15 protein-coding genes and 1 CRISPR repeat array (1 of these 16 running past the window's edge) are annotated in these 21104 nt (G+C 44.1%); of the genes, 2 read left to right on the forward strand and 13 right to left on the reverse strand.

Annotated elements, in window-relative coordinates; translation table 11 throughout:
- Positions 1 to 4556: a CRISPR direct-repeat array (repeat unit 37 nt; unit sequence GTTTCAATCCCTGGTAGGGTTTTAGGTTGTTTTCGGC); it begins 2224 nt to the left of the window's first position.
- Positions 4557 to 4807: 251 nt separating this feature from the next.
- The 11 genes from cas2 to cas3 form a co-directional block, all read right to left on the reverse strand.
- Positions 4808 to 5083 carry a CRISPR-associated endonuclease Cas2 gene (cas2, locus tag QUB10_RS07670; protein WP_333200975.1) on the reverse strand — a complete coding sequence of 92 codons (276 nt, stop codon included), beginning with the start codon at positions 5081 to 5083 and terminating at the stop codon, positions 4808 to 4810.
- Positions 5084 to 5085: 2 nt separating this feature from the next.
- Positions 5086 to 6087 (reverse strand): type I-D CRISPR-associated endonuclease Cas1d, encoded by a 1002-nt coding sequence (gene cas1d, locus QUB10_RS07675; RefSeq protein ID WP_333200977.1) that lies wholly within the window; start codon positions 6085 to 6087, stop codon positions 5086 to 5088.
- A gap of 27 nt (positions 6088 to 6114) precedes the next feature.
- Positions 6115 to 6708, reverse strand: a complete 594-nt coding sequence (gene cas4 / locus QUB10_RS07680) for a CRISPR-associated protein Cas4 (RefSeq protein ID WP_333200980.1) — start codon at positions 6706 to 6708, stop codon at positions 6115 to 6117.
- Between the two features lie 149 nt (positions 6709 to 6857).
- Complete coding sequence (cas6, locus tag QUB10_RS07685; protein ID WP_333200982.1) at positions 6858 to 7691, reverse strand: CRISPR-associated endoribonuclease Cas6; 834 nt, start codon at positions 7689 to 7691, stop codon at positions 6858 to 6860.
- A gap of 343 nt (positions 7692 to 8034) precedes the next feature.
- Complete coding sequence (gene cas5d / locus QUB10_RS07690; RefSeq protein ID WP_333104006.1) at positions 8035 to 8742, reverse strand: type I-D CRISPR-associated protein Cas5/Csc1; 708 nt, start codon at positions 8740 to 8742, stop codon at positions 8035 to 8037.
- Between the two features lie 5 nt (positions 8743 to 8747).
- Positions 8748 to 9803, reverse strand: a complete 1056-nt coding sequence (cas7d, locus tag QUB10_RS07695) for a type I-D CRISPR-associated protein Cas7/Csc2 (RefSeq protein ID WP_333200984.1) — start codon at positions 9801 to 9803, stop codon at positions 8748 to 8750.
- Between the two features lie 57 nt (positions 9804 to 9860).
- Entirely contained in the window at positions 9861 to 13361 is a 3501-nt protein-coding gene (cas10d, locus tag QUB10_RS07700; RefSeq protein ID WP_333200986.1) for a type I-D CRISPR-associated protein Cas10d/Csc3, read from the reverse strand.
- Between the two features lie 3 nt (positions 13362 to 13364).
- On the reverse strand, positions 13365 to 13796 hold the full coding sequence (gene hepT / locus QUB10_RS07705) for a type VII toxin-antitoxin system HepT family RNase toxin (RefSeq protein ID WP_333200988.1): 432 nt from the start codon (positions 13794 to 13796) through the stop codon (positions 13365 to 13367).
- The gene (gene mntA / locus QUB10_RS07710; protein WP_333200990.1) at positions 13793 to 14242 is read right to left on the reverse strand and encodes a type VII toxin-antitoxin system MntA family adenylyltransferase antitoxin; all 450 of its coding nucleotides are present in this window, start codon (positions 14240 to 14242) and stop codon (positions 13793 to 13795) included. The genes hepT and mntA overlap by 4 nt, the downstream gene beginning before the upstream one ends.
- Before the next feature lie 34 nt (positions 14243 to 14276).
- Positions 14277 to 14564, reverse strand: a complete 288-nt coding sequence (locus QUB10_RS07715) for a hypothetical protein (RefSeq protein WP_333200992.1) — start codon at positions 14562 to 14564, stop codon at positions 14277 to 14279.
- Between the two features lie 249 nt (positions 14565 to 14813).
- Positions 14814 to 17006, reverse strand: coding sequence for a type I-D CRISPR-associated helicase Cas3' (gene cas3, locus QUB10_RS07720; RefSeq protein WP_333200994.1), 2193 nt, complete (start codon positions 17004 to 17006; stop codon positions 14814 to 14816).
- Between the two features lie 97 nt (positions 17007 to 17103).
- Between cas3 and QUB10_RS07725 the strand changes: the two genes are divergently transcribed.
- Positions 17104 to 17970 carry a WYL domain-containing protein gene (locus QUB10_RS07725; protein WP_333200995.1) on the forward strand — a complete coding sequence of 289 codons (867 nt, stop codon included), beginning with the start codon at positions 17104 to 17106 and terminating at the stop codon, positions 17968 to 17970.
- A 174-nt stretch (positions 17971 to 18144) separates the two neighbouring features.
- Here the strand turns inward: QUB10_RS07725 and QUB10_RS07730 are convergent, their stop codons facing one another.
- The gene (locus QUB10_RS07730; RefSeq protein ID WP_190731630.1) at positions 18145 to 18360 is read right to left on the reverse strand and encodes a hypothetical protein; all 216 of its coding nucleotides are present in this window, start codon (positions 18358 to 18360) and stop codon (positions 18145 to 18147) included.
- Between the two features lie 251 nt (positions 18361 to 18611).
- On the opposite strand from QUB10_RS07730, the gene grxC reads away from it, so the two are divergent.
- Complete coding sequence (grxC, locus tag QUB10_RS07735; protein WP_333200997.1) at positions 18612 to 18926, forward strand: glutaredoxin 3; 315 nt, start codon at positions 18612 to 18614, stop codon at positions 18924 to 18926.
- A 130-nt stretch (positions 18927 to 19056) separates the two neighbouring features.
- On the opposite strand, the gene menD is transcribed toward grxC, so the two are convergent.
- Entirely contained in the window at positions 19057 to 21093 is a 2037-nt protein-coding gene (gene menD, locus QUB10_RS07740; protein ID WP_333200999.1) for a 2-succinyl-5-enolpyruvyl-6-hydroxy-3-cyclohexene-1-carboxylic-acid synthase, read from the reverse strand.
- Between the last annotated feature and the right edge of the window lie 11 nt (positions 21094 to 21104).

A 21104-nucleotide genomic window follows, 5' to 3' on the forward strand; every position in this document is an offset into this window, starting at 1 on the left:
GCCCGCATCGACTGCTTAAAGCAGCTTGCCTACGATTGCGTTTCAATCCCTGGTAGGGTTTTAGGTTGTTTTCGGCTTCGATTGCAACCTCACCAATGATGAGGCCCGCACCTTTGGAGTTTCAATCCCTGGTAGGGTTTTAGGTTGTTTTCGGCCTCTTGACTGTGCTGAACCGTCATCTGAACCCACAGGTTTCAATCCCTGGTAGGGTTTTAGGTTGTTTTCGGCTCAAAAATTGGGAAGATTTGGAGTCACGGCACAAAGGTTTCAATCCCTGGTAGGGTTTTAGGTTGTTTTCGGCAAATCTTCCCGACCTCATAAAAGATCATGTCTTGTTTCAATCCCTGGTAGGGTTTTAGGTTGTTTTCGGCTCAGCAGCAATCTGAATGTCAGCTTTGCGTTCAAATTGTTTCAATCCCTGGTAGGGTTTTAGGTTGTTTTCGGCGCTACAGGAAACTGGGAGATGGGAGCAGAGAAGGAGTTTCAATCCCTGGTAGGGTTTTAGGTTGTTTTCGGCCTGAAACCCGCATTGACCTAACTACTTACCAGTGTAGTTTCAATCCCTGGTAGGGTTTTAGGTTGTTTTCGGCTCTTCATCCTCAGCAGTAGACCAACCAACCTCAAATAGGTTCAGTTTCAATCCCTGGTAGGGTTTTAGGTTGTTTTCGGCTTTTATATTGACCCAATAGAAGCCGAAAAGTACGTTTCAATCCCTGGTAGGGTTTTAGGTTGTTTTCGGCCCATCGGCTACCCCATCAGGTAGCCATTTTTTTGGTTTCAATCCCTGGTAGGGTTTTAGGTTGTTTTCGGCTATAGCGGGTTCTGAGTTTCCCAACTTTGAGCAGCATCGTAGGTTTCAATCCCTGGTAGGGTTTTAGGTTGTTTTCGGCCCAGCGGATGAAGCAATAAAGCGCTGTGGGATATTTTTGTTTCAATCCCTGGTAGGGTTTTAGGTTGTTTTCGGCGGGGCAAAAGGAGAAATCTGCTGGCGATATTGACGTTTCAATCCCTGGTAGGGTTTTAGGTTGTTTTCGGCTTTTTTAGTTTCAATTTCTTGCTTGATATCATCCAATTGTTTCAATCCCTGGTAGGGTTTTAGGTTGTTTTCGGCTTCCACTTCTGCACTCGCGGTGTCACGTTTTTTAAAGTTTCAATCCCTGGTAGGGTTTTAGGTTGTTTTCGGCTTATATAGCTTGATTTATCGTTACTCAGATAGCTCTTTAAGTTTCAATCCCTGGTAGGGTTTTAGGTTGTTTTCGGCTCATTAGATTTATGCGATCGCCTGCAAAGGCGAGGTTTCAATCCCTGGTAGGGTTTTAGGTTGTTTTCGGCCCAACTGCCACCACCTAAAACTTCAATCCTTTCGTTTCAATCCCTGGTAGGGTTTTAGGTTGTTTTCGGCACACATAAATCCCCTGTACTTAAACCTTTATTTGTTTCAATCCCTGGTAGGGTTTTAGGTTGTTTTCGGCGATTCTTCACTGGACTTTCAACGATACGTCAAAAGTTTCAATCCCTGGTAGGGTTTTAGGTTGTTTTCGGCAGGAGCTCGCGATGGCGGACGAATCCGAATCAATTACAAGTTTCAATCCCTGGTAGGGTTTTAGGTTGTTTTCGGCTTGATGGGTCCTGATGTTTCCATCGTGAGATATCAAAGCGTTTCAATCCCTGGTAGGGTTTTAGGTTGTTTTCGGCCCGACAACATTGTCGAACATGCGATCGTACTCGAAGTTTCAATCCCTGGTAGGGTTTTAGGTTGTTTTCGGCAAATCGCCCACAGCATCAGCCGACCGCACAAAAGTTTCAATCCCTGGTAGGGTTTTAGGTTGTTTTCGGCCGGCTGTGTATTAAAATCTTTCAAAGTCTAAGCACCAAAAGTTTCAATCCCTGGTAGGGTTTTAGGTTGTTTTCGGCTGCGAGTAGTTGAGTTGACCCCGCATTGTGCAGAGTTTCAATCCCTGGTAGGGTTTTAGGTTGTTTTCGGCTCTTGCTTTTTTAACTTTAGCAAACAATAGTTGGTTTCAATCCCTGGTAGGGTTTTAGGTTGTTTTCGGCCATTGAATGCTGCTTATAGTGCGATAGCGTTTTTAAGAGTTTCAATCCCTGGTAGGGTTTTAGGTTGTTTTCGGCTCGCAACGAGCTTGATATTCGCAATGAAAAAGGTTTCAATCCCTGGTAGGGTTTTAGGTTGTTTTCGGCCGTCAATTATCAACTCTGGCACTGTGACAGTTTTAGTTTCAATCCCTGGTAGGGTTTTAGGTTGTTTTCGGCTTATGAGCATCTACAATCAGTTTGGCGGGTGCGAGTGTTGGTTTCAATCCCTGGTAGGGTTTTAGGTTGTTTTCGGCTCGTTTCATCATTCATCTGATATCCGATTGCAATATTTTGTTTCAATCCCTGGTAGGGTTTTAGGTTGTTTTCGGCACAAAATCGAACTCGTAGTCCGCAAACAGCGCAATGGGTCGCTCGGGTTTCAATCCCTGGTAGGGTTTTAGGTTGTTTTCGGCAGCCGGAATCCCTCCATTGCAAATTTCTAAGTGGGTTGTTTCAATCCCTGGTAGGGTTTTAGGTTGTTTTCGGCTAAAATTCAAGTATTTAGATCGTCAAAGTAATGTTTCAATCCCTGGTAGGGTTTTAGGTTGTTTTCGGCTATTGTGGCATATTCTGATAGCCATTGCTCAATGTTTCAATCCCTGGTAGGGTTTTAGGTTGTTTTCGGCGCTAACTCTGGAATTGTTGACAAGCTTAAAATAGGTTTCAATCCCTGGTAGGGTTTTAGGTTGTTTTCGGCCTATCATTCCAGCTACTTCATGTGAATAGCATTGTTTCAATCCCTGGTAGGGTTTTAGGTTGTTTTCGGCTATTAAAGTTCCAGGTAATTGTTTCTGACTCAGAAGCCGTTTCAATCCCTGGTAGGGTTTTAGGTTGTTTTCGGCTAAGATAGCTCGTTCCTCAAACTCGGAGAGGATGAGGTTTCAATCCCTGGTAGGGTTTTAGGTTGTTTTCGGCATGCGCCGCGTCGCGGGGTATTATACGCCAGAGGAATTGAGTTTCAATCCCTGGTAGGGTTTTAGGTTGTTTTCGGCACCAGCAGCTATAGAGTTGTGTAGTTTTTCCGAAGTTTCAATCCCTGGTAGGGTTTTAGGTTGTTTTCGGCGGATTGCAGAATACTCGCAATTGCCGATAGTAACGTTTCAATCCCTGGTAGGGTTTTAGGTTGTTTTCGGCGCAGAGCTCCTACAAGAGGCGCTTTAGGTGGAAGTTTCAATCCCTGGTAGGGTTTTAGGTTGTTTTCGGCGCAAGGCTTTTGGAGCGAGGGTTTTAGGTGTCGCGTTTCAATCCCTGGTAGGGTTTTAGGTTGTTTTCGGCTACCGCGTGGTGTATGCACTGCTGACAAGTTTTTATCGTTTCAATCCCTGGTAGGGTTTTAGGTTGTTTTCGGCTTTGGGTATTTTCATTGTGTTCTGATTCGAGTTTTTCGTTTCAATCCCTGGTAGGGTTTTAGGTTGTTTTCGGCTTAACACTCTGTACTGACTGATTCTAGCAGTCTTGAGTGTTTCAATCCCTGGTAGGGTTTTAGGTTGTTTTCGGCCTATCAGAGAAGCGCGTCCTAGTGAAATACATCTCAAACGTTTCAATCCCTGGTAGGGTTTTAGGTTGTTTTCGGCGTTTATCTTTTCAAAGGAAATCCAGTTGTTTATGTTTCAATCCCTGGTAGGGTTTTAGGTTGTTTTCGGCGGCAATAAGGGCTTCTACCAGTAGGGTTATCAAGTGTTTCAATCCCTGGTAGGGTTTTAGGTTGTTTTCGGCATCAAGTACAAAGACAAAAGAATCGAAATCATTTTGTTTCAATCCCTGGTAGGGTTTTAGGTTGTTTTCGGCTCACACTCAACTTTGTGTGGTACAGCCAAAGCACGGCCGCTACGTTTCAATCCCTGGTAGGGTTTTAGGTTGTTTTCGGCCCGATTTGATGACCATGGCGAACTGGCTAACGGATCATGGTTTCAATCCCTGGTAGGGTTTTAGGTTGTTTTCGGCGGAATTCATCCGTTGCAGAAGCATTTTATTAAATTTTGGTTTCAATCCCTGGTAGGGTTTTAGGTTGTTTTCGGCTTCTGCTCCTCAACAAAATAGAGCTGGTTTAAAGTTTCAATCCCTGGTAGGGTTTTAGGTTGTTTTCGGCGCAAACCAATAATATCGCGCAATTCTCTAAATAGTTTCAATCCCTGGTAGGGTTTTAGGTTGTTTTCGGCTTCCCTATTGTATTAGCTGATTTTATTTCAAGGTACCGCCGAGTTTCAATCCCTGGTAGGGTTTTAGGTTGTTTTCGGCTCTTTAAAGGCTTCTGGGCTCCTCGGTCTGACGATTGAGCAAGGTTTCAATCCCTGGTAGGGTTTTAGGTTGTTTTCGGCATGAGAGGTTTTTTGAGATTAATATCGTAAGCTATGTTTCAATCCCTGGTAGGGTTTTAGGTTGTTTTCGGCGATTGATGGGATAGCACCTGATATGCCTAAAGAAAGTTTCAATCCCTGGTAGGGTTTTAGGTTGTTTTCGGCCGCCCGTTCCAGAAGCCTTGCTGTATTTGGTTTTCAAGGTGCAGTTCCGTGAATCTCAAACAAAAGTACCATTCCAGCCTGCGGCTTGTCAATACCCAAATTTCCATACTCCCTCCAAAAGCTTATCCTGTAAAGCTTACAGACTTTCCGTGAAGGTTTTTTTTAGACTGGGGGCATCAAACTCTTGCTGGACATGTGTTTGAGCCGAAAAATTTGATACCCCGATTTTAACACCTACCCATTCACGGAAACTAAGCAAAAAATATTGTGCGATCTGCAGGCACTACCCCACCAATACGTTCGATCTTACCCTGACAGCAAGCGCACAGCGGGAAAAACAAAATACTGTCTTCGTTGGGTTTGATGAGTTTGTTCAGGCGCGATCGCAACTTTGCATACTGAGTCTCGCTCAAATCAGCACACTCAAACACACTGTACTGCATCCACTGCCCGTAAGACTTGAGCATTTTGTGAATCTTTGTCCGGCGCTTGTCTTCCGAAATATCGTAAGAAATCAGAATGTGCATATCTAGTACAAAACTAAAGGTGGATATTTGTCAATTTCGCCCATCAAATATTTCGCCAACAGCCGCCCTTGAATTTCAAAAGCTTCTTGATAGGTACACTTGCGTTTCAAAACAGGATGCTTAAACTCAGACTGCTTTTTCTTTTCATACAACTTCAGAAACTCTTTCCGTGCCGTTTCCGACAGTCGCACCACATTACTCAGCGGTTCCACAGTAAAATCATTCGGCGTCAGAATCCGGCGGTTAATCGCATTCAAAATGATACTGTCTGCTACCAAAGGGCGGAACTCTTCCATCAAATCAAATGCTAAACCCACGCGGCCGTAGCGCTGCATATGAAGGTATCCTAAATAAGGGTCAAATCCCACAATATTAATCGCACTTTGCACGTCGTGACGCAGCAGCGTGTAAGCAAAATTCATCAAAGAATTCACCGGATCGGTAGCAGGGCGGTGTCGCGGTTGAAACACAAAGCCTTCCGCGCGAATTAATTGGTTAAAAACTCCGAAATACGCGGCACTACCAGCCCCCTCGTGCCCGCGCAAAGAGTCAATATTGTCAGTTTTGTCAAGTTTGGCGATCGCATTGGAAATCTGCATAATTGCCGATGCTAAATTTAGTTCGGAATGTTCCCGCTGAGTTTGAGATAAACTGCTGCGATAATTCTTCAATTTTCCGCGAATAAAACCCCGGACAACATGAATAGCTTGGGAAGTTTCCCCCGCCGCTTTCCACTGAGCATTGCGAACGAAAATGTTTTTACTTAATTCCGGTTCTAGCTTACCCAAATAGTGACCAGTATCGGTGATAAAAGTCAGAGGAATTTTCCGTTGTAGCAATTCTGCGATCGCCGCCGGAGAAATAGTCGCCCGTCCCAAAATCACCACTCCATCTAAATGAATCAAAGGCACATCCTGTAAGATTTGATTTTTTGCCTTGACATTGAGGCGTTCATCTGTTTTCCCAATAAACACATCATCTTGATTGATATACAGTGTCCCCATGATTGACTCCTAAATTTGTAGTTTGGATTAATTAGCTTCTTGATAGCGCAGGACTTTATCAGCAGCTTGCGGCAAACATTGCTGATAAAGGCTGCAACCTTGACAGCGTTTGGTATAATTAGGTCGAGGCATTGTGCCTGTTTGCAGCAAAAATTGGATAGCGGTGATGGTGGCGATCGCATCCTGTCTCAATTGCTCAGAAATCTCCACTAATTGCCGCTGATGCGATTGCGCGTAATACACATATCCAGTCGCAATAGTTTTCCCCGTCATCTCCTCCAAACAAAGCGCTTGAGCGCAAACTTGCAACTCATCATTATCCCATTCCCCCTTCCGTCCCCGCTTGTATTCCACGGGGTAAATCTTACCATCAGCCGACTCAATCAAATCCGATTTACCAATCAGTTTGTAGCGCTCGGATTTCAGCCAAATCGCCCGCACCTGCCAAGTTTCATTGCGGTTAATTTCGCTCATCGTGTGAACGCGATCGTGCAAACTTGTCCCTTCAATGGTATACTGATTATCGGTGAATTCTCCCGCACAAGACATTCGCCAACAGCGGTGAGGACAGTAAGAATACTGGTTGAGAGTTGCGATCGAAATGTAATCAGAATCGTTCATTTTTTTGATGGTTTGTAGGAAATTAGTAATTGGAATTAGCAACAGGCAAGATGCCTGTTCCACAAGAGTTTAGTGTTATTGTGGGGAGTAGGGGTTGGGCATCTTGCCCGCCTTGGAATTCCGGTATCTTGCCCGCCCTCAAAATCTCTTTAACTCTTATTAACAACAATCCGCCTAGTCATTCCCATCCCCATCGGAGTTTTCCTCCCCACCCCGCAGTAAACAGCAAAATCAGCCAAAGCATTAATTTGCTTAATCGCTAAAGGCTCGACATCTCCCAAAATCCGATAACTAACCTCCCCAACCATGCCAACAAAATCGCTTTGATAGTTTGTCAATTTTTCACTGCGGATATTGACAAATGTCGAAAAAAGTGCATCGAAGGAAAGATCGGGAAGTGCGATCGGGCTGTACTTATTCCAGCGACTGAGGAGACTATTAAAAACGCAGTCTCTAGTAGGAATCACTGAATCAAATTTGCCCTGTCGAAAGGTAGTAGGAGTCGCAAAACTGAAGGCAATTAAGCGATTAGTTTCAGAAGCGCGATCGTACAATTGAGAGTAATCGCAAGCATTAGCCCAAGGCTGATCTACTTGGGGCGTTCCGAGAATCTTAGTAATCATCAAATCTGCGGGTCCGAGATGCCACGGCTTCGACGGATTGAGGTTCAGCCAAAGATTAGTTAACTTGCCAAATAAAGTGTCATCAAGCAGAGTAATTCGCCACCAACAGAGGGTGTGTTCTGGAATCGATTCTGTGTGTTCCCATTGGAGGAAATGGTGTTTTTTGAAAGGGCATTTTTTAGTTTGCAAAGGGCTGAGGGTGAAGGATTTTTGGGCGGCGGCATCGTGGAGGCGATCGCCGAGTTTTTTGTCAACCGAACTCACGAGGGTGAGGAAGAGGGCGTGCAGGTGTCTGCCGGTGAGGTATCCGGGGGGAATTGGGGCCAGGGGGAGGATGTTGAGGACTAGGCTGTGTGGCATATTTGGTTAATGGTTGGTGATTGTTGAAAGCGTTGCAGACCACCAGGAAATGATATGATTTGCGATCGATTACCGATAATATTGTAGGGGCGGGTTTACCAACAATATCTGCCAATAATTGACAATCTCAAAAACCCGCCCCGGTCGGGGTATTACGGTCAAGCCAAGGGATATAATATGATAAGATATGGGAACGATCGACCATAATTGAAGATCGGGGCGGGTTTACAGAATCTCTCGTTTTTATTACAGATATTGGTGAACCCGCCCCTACAGGAATTATGGTAAATTGCTCGTTCCCAGGTTCTACCTGGGAACGCATTTCTAGAGGCTCTGCCTCCTATTAATCTGCCCGAAAGCGGTATTCCATACAAGCGGGAATTTTGAGTGGCTCAAACTCGTAATATCGCCCTAGCATTTTGACATTTTGGATGAGGCTAACCGGAGGCATATTAACCACATCGTAGCTAATCACTTGATGGGAAAACATCACATCTAAAGGATTTAGCAGATAGGGAAAATTTAAGTTAGCTTCAGAAGTCGAGCGCTTCACTTCCTTCTGTTCTACGATTTCGACTGCTGCTTTGCTCATCCACTTTCCCAACCGTATCCACTTTGCCAGTTTCAGAGACTTCTCTGAGATTATGAAAAACTCAAATTTGCTTTCCGGCGCAATTTCTTTGGTTCTGCCAAAACTAGGGATATTTTTCTGAGTTTTCTCCATCTCAACGTGATAGTTATTGTTGGCATATTTCCAAGTGTTGAGAGTAGAGGAGTGAGAAATAGATCGCCCCGGAGTAACATAAATCCCCTGTTGGTTGAGCGCCGTTAAATGCGGCTCGTATTTAGGAACTTGTTCGGGACAGAAATAGCGATAGGAATGTTCTTCAGAAACGGTGGTGGAATAGATTTCGCTATCCACCAAACCGAGGGCATAACAAAGCGCGTAATTGTGAATTACCGGCTCAGTTTCGTAAAGTCTCCCTATCTCGCGAGTTGCAAAATAAAGGCTATCGTGCAACTCGATTTGACAGCGGTAAATAAAAGCCATTGTTGTTACTCCGCTGCTGCTGTAGCTCCTGCCTTACCCTTGATATGCTTCTTCGCGTAAGCTTTAGCCTCGTCATCGGCTTTCTTTAAAATTGCTTTGAGCGTTGTCTCATTACTCGTCAGAGCCTTAACTTCTTTGAGAAGAGCATCAAATTCTTCATTGATGAAAGGAATTTTTACAATCGGTTCGTCATCCAACAGAGATTGAATAGCAGTCTTAGCGTGCTCCATCACATCATCTTCATCTAACGGGTCAAGAGATTGCAGAACTTCATCAGGAAACAGGTCGTAGATTGCCTGAGTCCAACGGAGGTTACTCGTGATTTCGCCATCGGCAAAAACAACACCAATCAATTCATTACGCATCGTGCCTGTACGAGTGGTTTGTGCACCGTAGCGACTGGTACGCAGGATGTTATTGAAGACATATAGAAAGCCTGCCTCAGTAGCATCTTTTAGAGTGATAATGCTCGGAAAGAATACCTGTGGTCGGATGTGATCTTGTTGATTAATTCTGGCTGTAGTTGTACCAATTTCTCCATCTAACTTGCCCTTATCTTTGCCTTTTGGTAATTCTTTCATCTCTCCCTTCGCTGCCATTGTGCCATTTTCGTAGGGGGCATTAAGCGTAAAGGTTTCATGAGAATCATCAAAGGGTGTGATTGAGTATGCAGTATCAACCACCACCTTAGATTTTTCCGATCCAGAATCACCAATAGCAAAGCCATAGATAATGCAATCGGGGTTATCCATTGCAAATCGGACGTTGTACTCGCACTCTTGTGCGGTCATAAATCCATAATTGCGAAGCAATTCCCGACCCACTAGGCGTTCCGGGGTAGATTGTTTGCGCTTGAACATCGTCAGACGGCTGATCGGAGCGCGATTCTCGCGTTTTATTCCCGCCCTCACTCTCGCCTTATTAAGTTCTTGGTCTGTTTGAAATAAGGGATAGGATTCGGTGACACGAATAGTCAAGAAATGGATATATTTTCCCATTGGTTTGTAGGGAATTTCATTTTGGAAGCATTTGGTTTGGTCAACATTTTTCAAAAAAGTCATTGTTTGTCTCCAGTTAGGTTTTGTACATTAAGTCGGGTGAGTTGCAAAGCTAGCTAGTTACTCATCATTTTTAGCATCATTATCTTCAAAATCCTTATCACTTGCTAGCTTTTTACTTGCACGATTTTCCTTATCGCTTTCCAGGCGATAAAGGAACTCGCAAGTATCTCGAATGAGGTTGAGTTGACGACCAGCTAAACGAGCGCGATCGCCTGCAAAAGACTTTTCAAACACTTCAATAACAAAGTAATTCGCAAAGTCCATAATTGCCTCGCGTTCCTCATCCCGTTTAGCAATCACCCAACGTCCCTCCGCGGTAGAGTTATGCACTCGCTCCATCAGTTTAAAGATTTTAGCAGCTACAGTTTGGACTAAATTAAATCCTCCCTCCTTATATGCTTTGAGAATTACATCTGCAGCTTCATCAATTGGCTTGAGAATTGCATTTGATTTGGTCGGTTTTCCGGGAGTCGATTTAGCCCGGTAGAACTTGCGATAAAGTTCGGTAAGTTTTTTCGGATGATTCAAGGGTGATGCTGCTTCCACAATTAAGTCCTTCCATTCAGGTTTATAGGTAACGTAGTGGTCAAAACAAGGGTAAAATGAGTGAGCATAAAGCTTAATTTTACTCAAACTTGGTGCATCGAGTTTTTGCTTACGAACCCAATTATTTAAGTAAGCAAAAACATAAAGCGGGCTAGTTTCAAAATCTTTTGCGAGTTCGCTCAGTTTGCCCCAATTGGCATCGTATCCAGATTTTCCCTGCTTAGCATTCACATCTAAATGAATTGCATAAGCAGCAGTCAAAGCATTTAAAGGTGCAGGGTATTTTTTGCCGTTTTCCTCCCATCCTTCTAAGATATAGTCGAGACGAAAGCGATCGCGCTTCGTCAAAACCCGAAAAGCTGGCGGTGCACTGTCTAAAAATACGCTTTCCTCAAACTCAGCACCGTCATTAAATGGCGGGATTGGCGACTCCGAAACCACAGTTTTGACATCCAGAATCATGGGAAATGCAAATGCCAACCAAGCTGGCATAATCCAAGATTCTGTATCAGTTATTTTTTTATCTTTCCCTTTCTTTTCAGGAGGCAAAGCCATAAAATAAAAGGTCAGCGGTTGATTTTCGGGATAAGTAAGCTTGAATGCCTTGTCCTTTTTACCTTCCGCTCTTTCATCCAAATGAAAGACATCTACACTTTGATAGCGGCTCAATTCAAAATTAGCCTGAAGTTCCTTGCTAATAAAGTGATTGCGAACTCCCGTATCGAAGCGAGTTTGGAAAATATTATCGTAAGCCTGATGCAAAAATGCGTTAGTTTCAGGAGTGCAGTAATAAGTGGGATAAAAGTAGAGATAGCGGTATTTCGCATCCTCAAAACGTGCCCCAATTTCCTGAGTTTGACTCATTAAAATCTGTCGCAGCATCATTTCGATCCCAGCAATACTGGAAATATTGCGTTTAGCATTAGAGCCTCCCAGCATTTGCTTGTTAGTATAAACTTGCGGTGTGAATAAAACGGCTGATTCCATTTGTTCGGTAACGGTATAAGCCGAATGAGAAATCGAACAAATTAATTTTTTTCCGCGTCCAGTTTTTTTCGCAGCTTGATAACGATCTAACTCATCTAAGAAAATCTGACCTGAGATTGGCTCTGATTCTGGTGTTTGTAACATCACAACTCGCGTCACCCACAGTCGCAAATCGTCCCAACCATCGGGGATATTGTATTGAGATAAAATTGGCTGAATTAAAGTTGTAATATGTGCAATTAACTCCTCGCCAACTGGACGCACATCCTCAATGCTAGAGTGATGTTCTATATATTTGGCTGCCAAATAGTACCATTCGTAAGGAACACCGCCCGTACTACCTTTGAGTTTGTGTTCCTTGATGCTTTCATTAATTCGCTGAATTTCTCGGATAGTTGGTAGGTGTTCTGAAAGATTCCAGAACTCTGCAACTTGATTAATTAACTTTTCTGGAGTCAAATCAATTATTGGTAGTTTGGGTAATTCTGGATCTTTCTTACGTTCTGCTTCGCGCTTCTTGCGTTCCCCTTCCATTTTTGCAACGCAATCTCCCCAAATTTTTCGGCTTACTGAATCTCCAAATTCAGCAAGTTGATCGATCCGAATATCATCGGTAAATCGGAAGTCATAATCAACTGATAATATTTCCTGTTTTTGAAATTTTATCAGATTGTCGCTACGGTCTTTTGAAACAGGTTTTTTTCCATCCTTCAGAATCCTCAACGTTGCTTTAAGTGCGACTTTCATCAAATCAGGGATGTCGAAAAATAAATTGTAGTAATCGGCATATTTCATGCCTTTACCATCTCGACTAAAACCTGTTTGTCTGTCTTCTAGTTCTTTGGCACAGAGGGATTTGATTTGATTAACAACTCGATCTGGTATACCATCAACTTTAACAGAAGGTGCATTGCACCGCGTCAAATAAATGATGCCTGTTGGTAAATAAAGCAGTGGCTCATAGTAATGAATATCTTCTGAATTTAGTTCAGTATGGGCATCCATCACGGCATTATTGACAATATTAGTGAGGACACCTCGATTTTCAGCAATGCTGTGATAGGAGAGTTTCAGTTGTCTGTCACTGACTTGACCAATCAGATTATTCAAACCCGGTTTGAGAGCGTCTTGAGGATGTTTCACAATCGATGCCAAACGGTCAGCTAGACAAGCTAATCTAGCCAATTCAACCAGTTTATCTCCTTCCAGTTGAGGCTGAAGTCCACTGTGTCTGGAAAAATTCCAGTTGGTATTCCATCGCGTTTGAGCGTTATCGGCAATGCAGAGTAAATCATCAATATACTCGCGATAGGCTTCTGGATCGTTGGGATTTATTAAGCGATGGAGATTGATGTCGTGAATGATGACATCAATAATTTCTCTATGTTCCGGGATTGAAAATTCACGGATTTTATGTTCCTTGTTTTTCTGAAAATCTTTGTATTTCTGTGGCATCTGGGGAAATCTGTCATAATCAAATTTCTCGAAGTCGTGGAGAATGAAAGCAGCAACGAGTAACCGTCTTTCTGGTTCGCGAATCACCCGCTTAACGGTTGTGTTCAACTTTTCTAGGCGCTGTTCGATTAAATTAGCAGGGAACAGTCCATTAAGTAAATGAGTATTGAGGGATTGATCGGAGGCACTTCTCCTGTTCATCACTATGCCTTTTGCTGCGAGTTCCTGTTCTTGTGCTTCGATCCATTTACCGCCTTTAGCAGTAACGCCGATCGCCACTCGCAGCAGATTGGGCAGAACATACTCGGCAAAATCAGCCATGATGGGGTCATTGGGATTTTGAGCCAAGATTGCCGATCGCAAAAGCTTGACGGTAATTAACTCCTGTCGGGGCGGTTCAATATCGCGATCGGTACTTTCAAAACCCAACCCCAAATCATCATCATCGTCTTCTTCTTCCAAATCATCCTCTTCCAAATCATCAAACTGTTCAACATTCAAATTCTGTGGTGCGTCAAAAAGTGATAGTTGTATAAATTCTGACTCGGTTGGTTTATTCTTCTTGGCCATTTTCTACTTCCTCCTAGAATTAAGATATTCAGTGATTTGTTGGATATAGATCGGATATTGATTTAATGCTGCTTGAATACCATTGAATAGCTCTACATAATTTATCTCCAAATATCTGTGAGCTAAAATATTACGGAGTCCTGCTGACAGTGCTAAATCTGTCGCAAGTTCAGGGGTGATAATCCCATATTGTCCAGCCTTGACAAAAGAGTCTTTATTGGAGAGAGGCTGAATATTTTTGTCGCGAGTTAGGATATGCTCGTTGATATCGATCGCAGCTTGAGCAATTAATTCCATAATTCGCTCCGAAATTGTTTTATGGTCAAAACTACTCAAGTAATTTTCTAAACTCATTCCTCGAAACCGCCTTAATTCTAGAAGATAATTACCAATAAACTCCAATCTGCTTAAAACAACTGTAGGCTCAATACTCATACTACATCCCATTTCTTCAAAAACAACTCAATTTTATTCCGAAGCTCCCACTCTGTTTGCTTCAGTTTTGAATCGCTCATCAAAGCCTTTTGTTTGAATTTTTCAAATTCTCCGGGTTCACTTTCATACAAAACCTTGCCATCACGAGCGACAAAATGAGCAATAAGTGAGGAGCATCTGTTTAACTCAACAACATCAATTTCATCACTGTTGATTTCAAAAAATTCACCGAGTTTTTGAGGAACCTCAAACCAAGCAAAAGCACGCTCTCCAATGCAAGCTTTCCGTTTGTCTTCATCATAGAGTGTGGCAAAATCCCAGTCACTTTTAGCATGAGTTTGGCCTGTTGCTCTAGAGCCAAACAAAACTAACATTTTGAGGTAAGGAATTTTATTCGGAAGTTGGGAAGTAAGTATTTCTAAATCTATCAATGCTTGATTTTTCATGGCAATTTAGTCCTTGGTTAGTATCGACAGGATGTTATTCAATAAATCTTGAATTGCAAATAGCATCTCCATCCTGAGAAAAAGGATTTACTTGACATTCCAATTCAGAAATTTTGTCTGTCATATCGCTGTTAATCCTTGTGAGATAAATGTTTTCAGCCTCAGAACACTGAATCTGACTTTGCTGCTCGTAAAGAATTGTTACAAGTTTTTGACATTTGTGTAAGATTGAAGTAAATAGGCGCAGGAATTCGCTCAGGTCTTGTGTTAGACCGCAAAGCAAATGGTGCAGTTGGTCGGGGTCGATCTTCTGGGAGGACATAGGGACATCTCTCTGTCGTAGGGCAACATCTGTCATTCTACTACACCCTATTAAATGAGTGAAGACCATATCAAACTATCTTCTACACTTTCTGCTATACTCCACCTGGGAAAGTAATACTTCTTGACTCTGCTCAAGAGTATAAATACCTATCAGGGATTGAAACTTCACCCATTTCCTAGTGGTGGTTGCCTCCTTTCCCAGCATCGGTTTCGGCACGATGCCAAATCCCTATCAGGGCTTGAGCTTTCAACAAATCCACGTTTCACCCCCTTTACTCTTGATCCGATAAGCGAGAGTATCCAAAAGCAGGGCCGATTGACCGAAGGCCACCGAGTAAGGTGCTCCGGGTTCGTGCCTACCAGACTCGTCAATTGGATAAATTTGAAAGTGCATGGGCAATTGCAGCCGTTTTTTAGCTTCCTGAACCGGATAGCGGATGACGTAACTCACCAAACCACGCAATTTAAGCCGCTTGTTAATTTCATTAATCCAGCGATTTCCCGGCTGCAAAACCTGAATAGCCAACAAAACTTGAACTTTCCAAGTATCTGCAACTTCGCCCAAATCTCCGGGATAGATAAATTTCCAATTGATTCGCTCCTCTCGATAAGTTTGCAATTTCATAAAGGCTAAACAGCGTTCAAATCGTCCTTTAGGGATGGGTTGACCTGTGCGTTCCGCTGTCTCTTGCAGCAGTCGCATATAAGCGGCTTCTGTCATAGGTTCAATTTCCAAATTGCTCAAAATTCCCGGCAAATCGTAGGTCTTAAATCGGTCTGCTTCGTTTCGCTCGGTGAGGTCGTACAAACCACACTGAAGAGAACTAGAACCTCGAAAAGTGCAAGCATCTTCGGCAATGGGATTTCCTGTTTTTTGTTTCGATAACTCCTGCCATTCTATTGTCCATTTCTTGACGCAACCTCTCACCCTTCCCAAACTGGTGTCAAAGACTTGTTCGCAATCTTTCTTAAATGCTTTATGACTTTCTGCAAATTCCCGTTTGATGGTTGGGTGGGCTAATCCTTGGCTGCTGCTGAGCAAAACTGACTGCACCCCTGCCCACCGTTTGTAATAGCCTCGGAAATCATTGATTTTGCGGTAGTTATCGCGGATTTGAGCGTGGAATTTAGGACGATCGTAAATACCATCTGCTACTAGCGGTGCATCCTTGTCTTCAAATAGTCTTGCTACTAAAAAGTTAGGTGTGAGAGCATAAGCTGTAAACTGATTAAATGCTATCTTTTTACCATCTTTTTCGTGACTCTCATGGCGTCCCAGCCGTCCCAACCGCTGAATGAAACTGCCTGCATCGGCAGATTCAAAAATTAAGAAATTTATTTTGAAGTCAACGCCGACATCAATGGTGCTAGTTCCCAAAACTAAGTCTGCTTCGAGCGATCGCTCTTTATCCCCTTTCCCCGTCAAACTGGTGTTTTCCTCAACTCTGAGAGTATGCAAGAATTCCTTAAATCTGGGAGTTAGACGCTTGACGGCTGCAATTGAATTGAGAATAATCGCTCCTTTACTACCCGGATGCTGCCGAAAATAATCTTCGATTAAATTGCGATTTTCCCAAAGCCAAGTTTCGGTAGCTTGATAGGTAGGTTCCAGAGAAATGAAAGTTAAAGAAATTGCTCGCGATACTTGCCGCCATCCCTCTGCTTGTAATTCAATTTTTTGGCTTGCTGTATCTGGAAACCGATATTTGTTCTCTGTCAGCGGATCAAAGATCTTCGGTTGAAAACCAGCTTTCTGTAAAAGGTGAATTAATTGTTCGTCTGGTGTTGCTGACAGAAATAGATACTTTTTGCGGCGGTTGGTGTGCTTAATCAACAGCATCGTGTTGATAATGCTGGCAGTTTGCGGAGCCGTGCAAACGTGAAATTCATCAACAATGAATAACTCGAATCTAGTATCGATCGGACTCCACAGCTTATTCGGACTATCTTTGGGAGTTAAATAAGCGTGGCGGTGGAGGTAGTGAAAAATGTCAGGATTAGTAAGAATTATTTCAGATTGCTGAGTGCGAGTGGCGATCGCTTCCCACTTTTTGATGTTTTCACTTTCGGCGTAAATTTCTAACTCCGGGCCACTCAGTCTCGAAACTCGCAATTCATCAACGAGTTTAAACAACTCAATGTATTGCTTAATTTGGATTTCTTGGTCGCGAGCTAGTTCATTTGTTGGGTACAGTCCAATGACATTGTAATACCCTTGGAGTATTCCTTGGAGAAGTGTTTCTAGATAAGCCGCCAAGCTTTTACCGTCGCCGGTCATCGCGGTATTGATAATGACATCAATATTCGGATCGCGAATTGCCTTTAAAGTTTCGAGTTGATGCCAAGAAAGTGTCCAACCTTCCGGTAATTTGACTTCCTGGGGAATCTCCGCAGCGGGACAGGAATAAACGGATTTGAGGGTAATTTGGTAGTCGGACATATGCTGAAAGTGTGTCCGTAGAAAGTGGATATTCCCCATATTGACACCGACAATAGAGATAATCAACCCTGTACCAAGATAAAGTGTCCGTATATTTATGAGTCGCAAAGGTCAATCGATCACCCTATCGGTTTCTGAACGAGATAAATCCCAGTTGGAAGCCTTGGCCCAAGAATTCGGGAAGACGTGGGGCGATCGCCCGAACATATCGAAACTGATAGAAGCCATCGCCCGCCGCCAACTGACGATCGCCCCCAACCACGACTGGCCCCAAACCCGCATCAAAGCCCTAGACATCGCCCGACAGCAATTGCTTGACTTGGGCAAAACTGATGAAGCGCTGGCTATTGCCCAATTGTTGAGCGATCGCAGCGAACTGACTCTCCCTTTCCGGGCTGAAATCGATCAGTTTTTGAGCAACCCCTTACCTACTTGGCGGCAAAAAATCGACAATTTTATTCACAGACAGCAACCCTTCCGCCTGTCTTACCGGGATGCAACCGATCGCCTTTGGCATTACACCATCTTGCACGCTCGCATTGTCCCCATAGAAAAGCGACAGTATTTAATGTGTCGCTGCGAAGAATCGGAAGGTAATCAAGACGTACCAGGACTCGAACACAACTGGACGCTGCTGCTCGATCGCATTGAAGATGCTGCGGTGATGTCGGTTGATCGACCTTGGCTGCCAAATTTAGCGCGGATTCCCGTAGAATTTCATTTATCCGGCAGACTTGCCTTTAACTACAGACGCAAGCAGGAAGATGAGGAAGTCAGTGAACCAGAAGGCGATCCGCCTATCAAGCGAGTGATTCGGAATATCTCAAATACCTTCTGGTTTTTTCGCGAAATCGCTCCTTACTGGGAAGATTGCGCGATTGTTGCCCCAGAGTCAGTGCGCGATCGCTTCCAACAAAAACTGATCGCCCTCTGCCGCCAGTACAACCTCGAAATCCGCGATTAGATCAAAAAAAAGCAGCCGGTAAAGGCTGCTTTGACAAAAAAACCGTTGTTGAGTTAGAGGAGAAAACTTTTAAATCGAATTCAAATTACCGCTGTTTCCACTCCTGCCTGAGTTTCCACTATTTTCATCTACCGCTGACTCACCCTGCCTTCAGAACAAAACTTCAAATCCCGATTAGAATGCTGCTGAAAGTTCGTTGACTACTTTCACTCGGCCTCGGAGCACCGCCCGCAGCAAGCGGTTGACACAGCCTCTGTCTTCGTCATTCAGAGAGTCGTCGAAGGTGGCGGCCATCAAACCGTAGCGATCCGCCAGAGTCAAAACGCCTGTATCGGTTACAGAAGCGAGGATTTCAGAGATAGCGCCGGGGAGGAGTTGTACGGGGTGCATGGCAGTGCGGTTGAATTCGATATATTTATCATCTTCTGGTTTCCTCAAAAGATCGGTGATATTAATGAGGCCGCGAAGGTGATTGTCAGGGGTGAAAGCAAGTGATCCGAGTAGAGTAAAGTTGTGACTTGGGTCACAGGGCGATCGCCCGACAGCTTAAAACCCACCTCTGGCAGATGCGCCCATACCAGCGGAATTTATACATTGGGTATGATGTCTAAATGAGTTCCACCCTTAGCCCCCTACTGAAAATGCTTGATTTTCTCAATCCCATCTTGGGCCGCAAGCCCGATCGCATCAAAGCCAATGTGGAAATCTATACTTGGCAAACCTGTCCTTACTGCATCCGCGCCAAAACTTTGCTGTGGTGGAAAGGCGTAAATTTCACGGAATACAAAATTGATGGCGACGAAGTGGCTAGGAAGGCAATGTCCGATCGCGCTAACGGACGCCGCAGCGTGCCCCAAATTTTCATTAATAACCAACACGTAGGCGGCTGCGATGACATTCACAAACTCGATGCAGAAGGACAGTTAGATCCGCTGCTAGCTCAACCAGCAGTTTAAACTGAGATATTGCAGCATTTCCCGGAACAGGCAAGATGCCTGTTCCACAAAGAGTGAATTTTCTGCTTGTGGGGAGTAGGGGTTGGGCCGAAGAGCCCGCCCGCGAAAGGCTTATTGACAAAAGTCCTTACTAGGAACCTTGAGCAAATTTACCTAAATTATCTTGCCGCCATTTAGCATCCGATCGCCTGTCTGTTTGCAATTCTAAGACGCGAATCCCGCTATTTGGCAAACAACTTAATTTTTGTTTGAACTGTTCCCAATCGTCTATTATCTCGTGTTCCACGCCGTAAGTTGCACACAACTGAGCAAAATTTATCTGCTGCGGCGTGGCAAAAAACTCTTCAAAGGGCGGGTCAAATTTGGCAACTGGCAACATTTCAAAAATCCCGCCACCGTTGTTATTAATTAATATGATTGTCAGATGACCGACAAATTTATTCTTAATTAAAAAACCGTTTGTATCGTGCAAAAGTGCTAAATCGCCTGTTAGCATGATGCTGCTTTGATTGCGGTGAGCAACTCCCAAAGCTGTTGATAATGTGCCGTCTATACCGTTAGCGCCGCGATTGAAAAAGGGTTTGATTTCTAAGTTGTTCGGCTTCCAGAAAAACTCTACATCTCTGACGGGCATACTGTTGGCAATAAATATCGGTGTTCCAGGTGGCAAAATCTGGGAAAGCAGCCAGGAAACTTTGGGTTCGATTATGGTGTTAATTGCTGATATTTTTTGGTCTATTGTTTGTCTGACTTGGATTTCGGTGTTGCGCCAAAGTTGGAGGTATTCGTTTGAGGGAGAGGTTTGAACCCCCCCTAACCCCCCCTTGTTAAGGGGGGGGACTTGAGTTGACTCGCCCTTGTTAAGGGGGGGGATTTGAGTTGATTCCCCCTTGTTAAGGGGGGGGATTTGAGTTGATTCCCCCTTGTTAAGGGGGGGGATTTGAGGGGGGATATTCGTGGTAGCAAGGGCTCGATCCCCCCCTAACCCCCCCTTATTAAGGGGGGGGACTTGAGGGGAGATATTAGTGGCAGCAGGGGCTAGATCCCCCCCTAACCCCCCCTTAATAAGGGGGGGGACAAGAGTTAATATAGTTGCGAGATTTTCTACGGAGGTTCGCAGGTGAATTGTTTTGCCATGTAGCGGATCGAAGTTGTGGTGGCTGGGGTCGATTATGTAGCGTTTTGGTTGGGTTTTGTCTAGCCAGTTTCGCAGTTCTTTGCTTGTGGGTAAGTCTCCGATTTGAATGGCGATTTCTGGGGTTAATTTATCCGCTAGTTCGCGGTTTCGCAGGATTAAATCGTAGGTATAAATTAGATGGGGGTTTAGTTGGGCGTAGTTTCTAGCTGGAGATAGTCCTTCAGCTAAAACTGGCCAGTTTAAGGATTTGGAAATTTGGGCGATCGCACTACAGTATTTTTCGGCAAATTGGGGCTGTGCAACGCCTGCAATAATAATCCCTTTGCTGCACTTTTGCCATTGTTGCATTCTACTTTCTTCTCCCCCCCTTAACAAGGGGGGGCTGGGGGGGGTAGAGCTTTCTCCTGCAAAAATTGGTTCTAATCCTGCAAAGAAATCTTCGGGATTGAATTGTGTTTCTAAAACTTCTACAGCTATGTCTGGAACGGGTACAAGTGGGTCGCGAAAGGGGATGTTGAGGTGGACGGGGCCTGGTGTTGGAAATTGCGATCGCTCCCAAGCATACACGATCGTCTGCCGCAGATAGTCTAGCATTCCTCTGGACGCAGAAGGTATCGCTAATTCAGCTTGCCAGTTGGGATAATTGCCGTATATTTTCACTTGGTCGATCGCTTGTCCGGCGTGACAGTCGCGCAATTCTGGAGGTCGATCGGCGGTGAATATTAGCAGTGGAATTCGACTTTCTCTCGCTTCTATTATCGCAGGATAAAAGTTGGCTGCGGCGGTTCCCGATGTGCAAATTAGTGCTGTTGGCAAAGAGGATTTTTTGGCAATTCCTAATGCAAAAAAGCTGGCTGAACGTTCGTCGAGTATGGGAATAGTTTCTATTTTGTTGTTCAGGGCAAAAGCTATTGTTAGCGGTGCCGATCGCGAACCGGGACAAATGACGGCGGTAGTTAATCCCAGTCGTTGCAATGTCTCTGCTAATATTGAAGACCAGAGAGTGTTGGTATTGCGAAAATCAATCATTTTTATAATAT

The sequence above is a fragment of the Microcoleus sp. B5-D4 genome (assembly GCF_036705145.1).
GTDB lineage: Bacteria > Cyanobacteriota > Cyanobacteriia > Cyanobacteriales > Microcoleaceae > Microcoleus.

Bases quoted from the DNA above. Each gene is read 5' to 3' on its own strand.
- cas2 (WP_333200975.1), bottom strand. From the start codon at position 5,083: ATGCACATTCTGATTTCTTACGATATTTCGGAAGACAAGCGCCGGACA.
- cas1d (WP_333200977.1), bottom strand. From the start codon at position 6,087: ATGGGGACACTGTATATCAATCAAGATGATGTGTTTATTGGGAAAACA.
- cas4 (WP_333200980.1), bottom strand. From the start codon at position 6,708: ATGAACGATTCTGATTACATTTCGATCGCAACTCTCAACCAGTATTCT.
- cas6 (WP_333200982.1), bottom strand. From the start codon at position 7,691: ATGCCACACAGCCTAGTCCTCAACATCCTCCCCCTGGCCCCAATTCCC.
- cas5d (WP_333104006.1), bottom strand. From the start codon at position 8,742: ATGGCTTTTATTTACCGCTGTCAAATCGAGTTGCACGATAGCCTTTAT.
- cas7d (WP_333200984.1), bottom strand. From the start codon at position 9,803: ATGACTTTTTTGAAAAATGTTGACCAAACCAAATGCTTCCAAAATGAA.
- cas10d (WP_333200986.1), bottom strand. From the start codon at position 13,361: ATGGCCAAGAAGAATAAACCAACCGAGTCAGAATTTATACAACTATCA.
- hepT (WP_333200988.1), bottom strand. From the start codon at position 13,796: ATGAGTATTGAGCCTACAGTTGTTTTAAGCAGATTGGAGTTTATTGGT.
- mntA (WP_333200990.1), bottom strand. From the start codon at position 14,242: ATGAAAAATCAAGCATTGATAGATTTAGAAATACTTACTTCCCAACTT.
- QUB10_RS07715 (WP_333200992.1), bottom strand. From the start codon at position 14,564: ATGTCCTCCCAGAAGATCGACCCCGACCAACTGCACCATTTGCTTTGC.
- cas3 (WP_333200994.1), bottom strand. From the start codon at position 17,006: ATGTCCGACTACCAAATTACCCTCAAATCCGTTTATTCCTGTCCCGCT.
- QUB10_RS07725 (WP_333200995.1), top strand. From the start codon at position 17,104: ATGAGTCGCAAAGGTCAATCGATCACCCTATCGGTTTCTGAACGAGAT.
- QUB10_RS07730 (WP_190731630.1), bottom strand. From the start codon at position 18,360: ATGCACCCCGTACAACTCCTCCCCGGCGCTATCTCTGAAATCCTCGCT.
- grxC (WP_333200997.1), top strand. From the start codon at position 18,612: ATGCTTGATTTTCTCAATCCCATCTTGGGCCGCAAGCCCGATCGCATC.
- menD (WP_333200999.1), bottom strand. From the start codon at position 21,093: ATGATTGATTTTCGCAATACCAACACTCTCTGGTCTTCAATATTAGCA.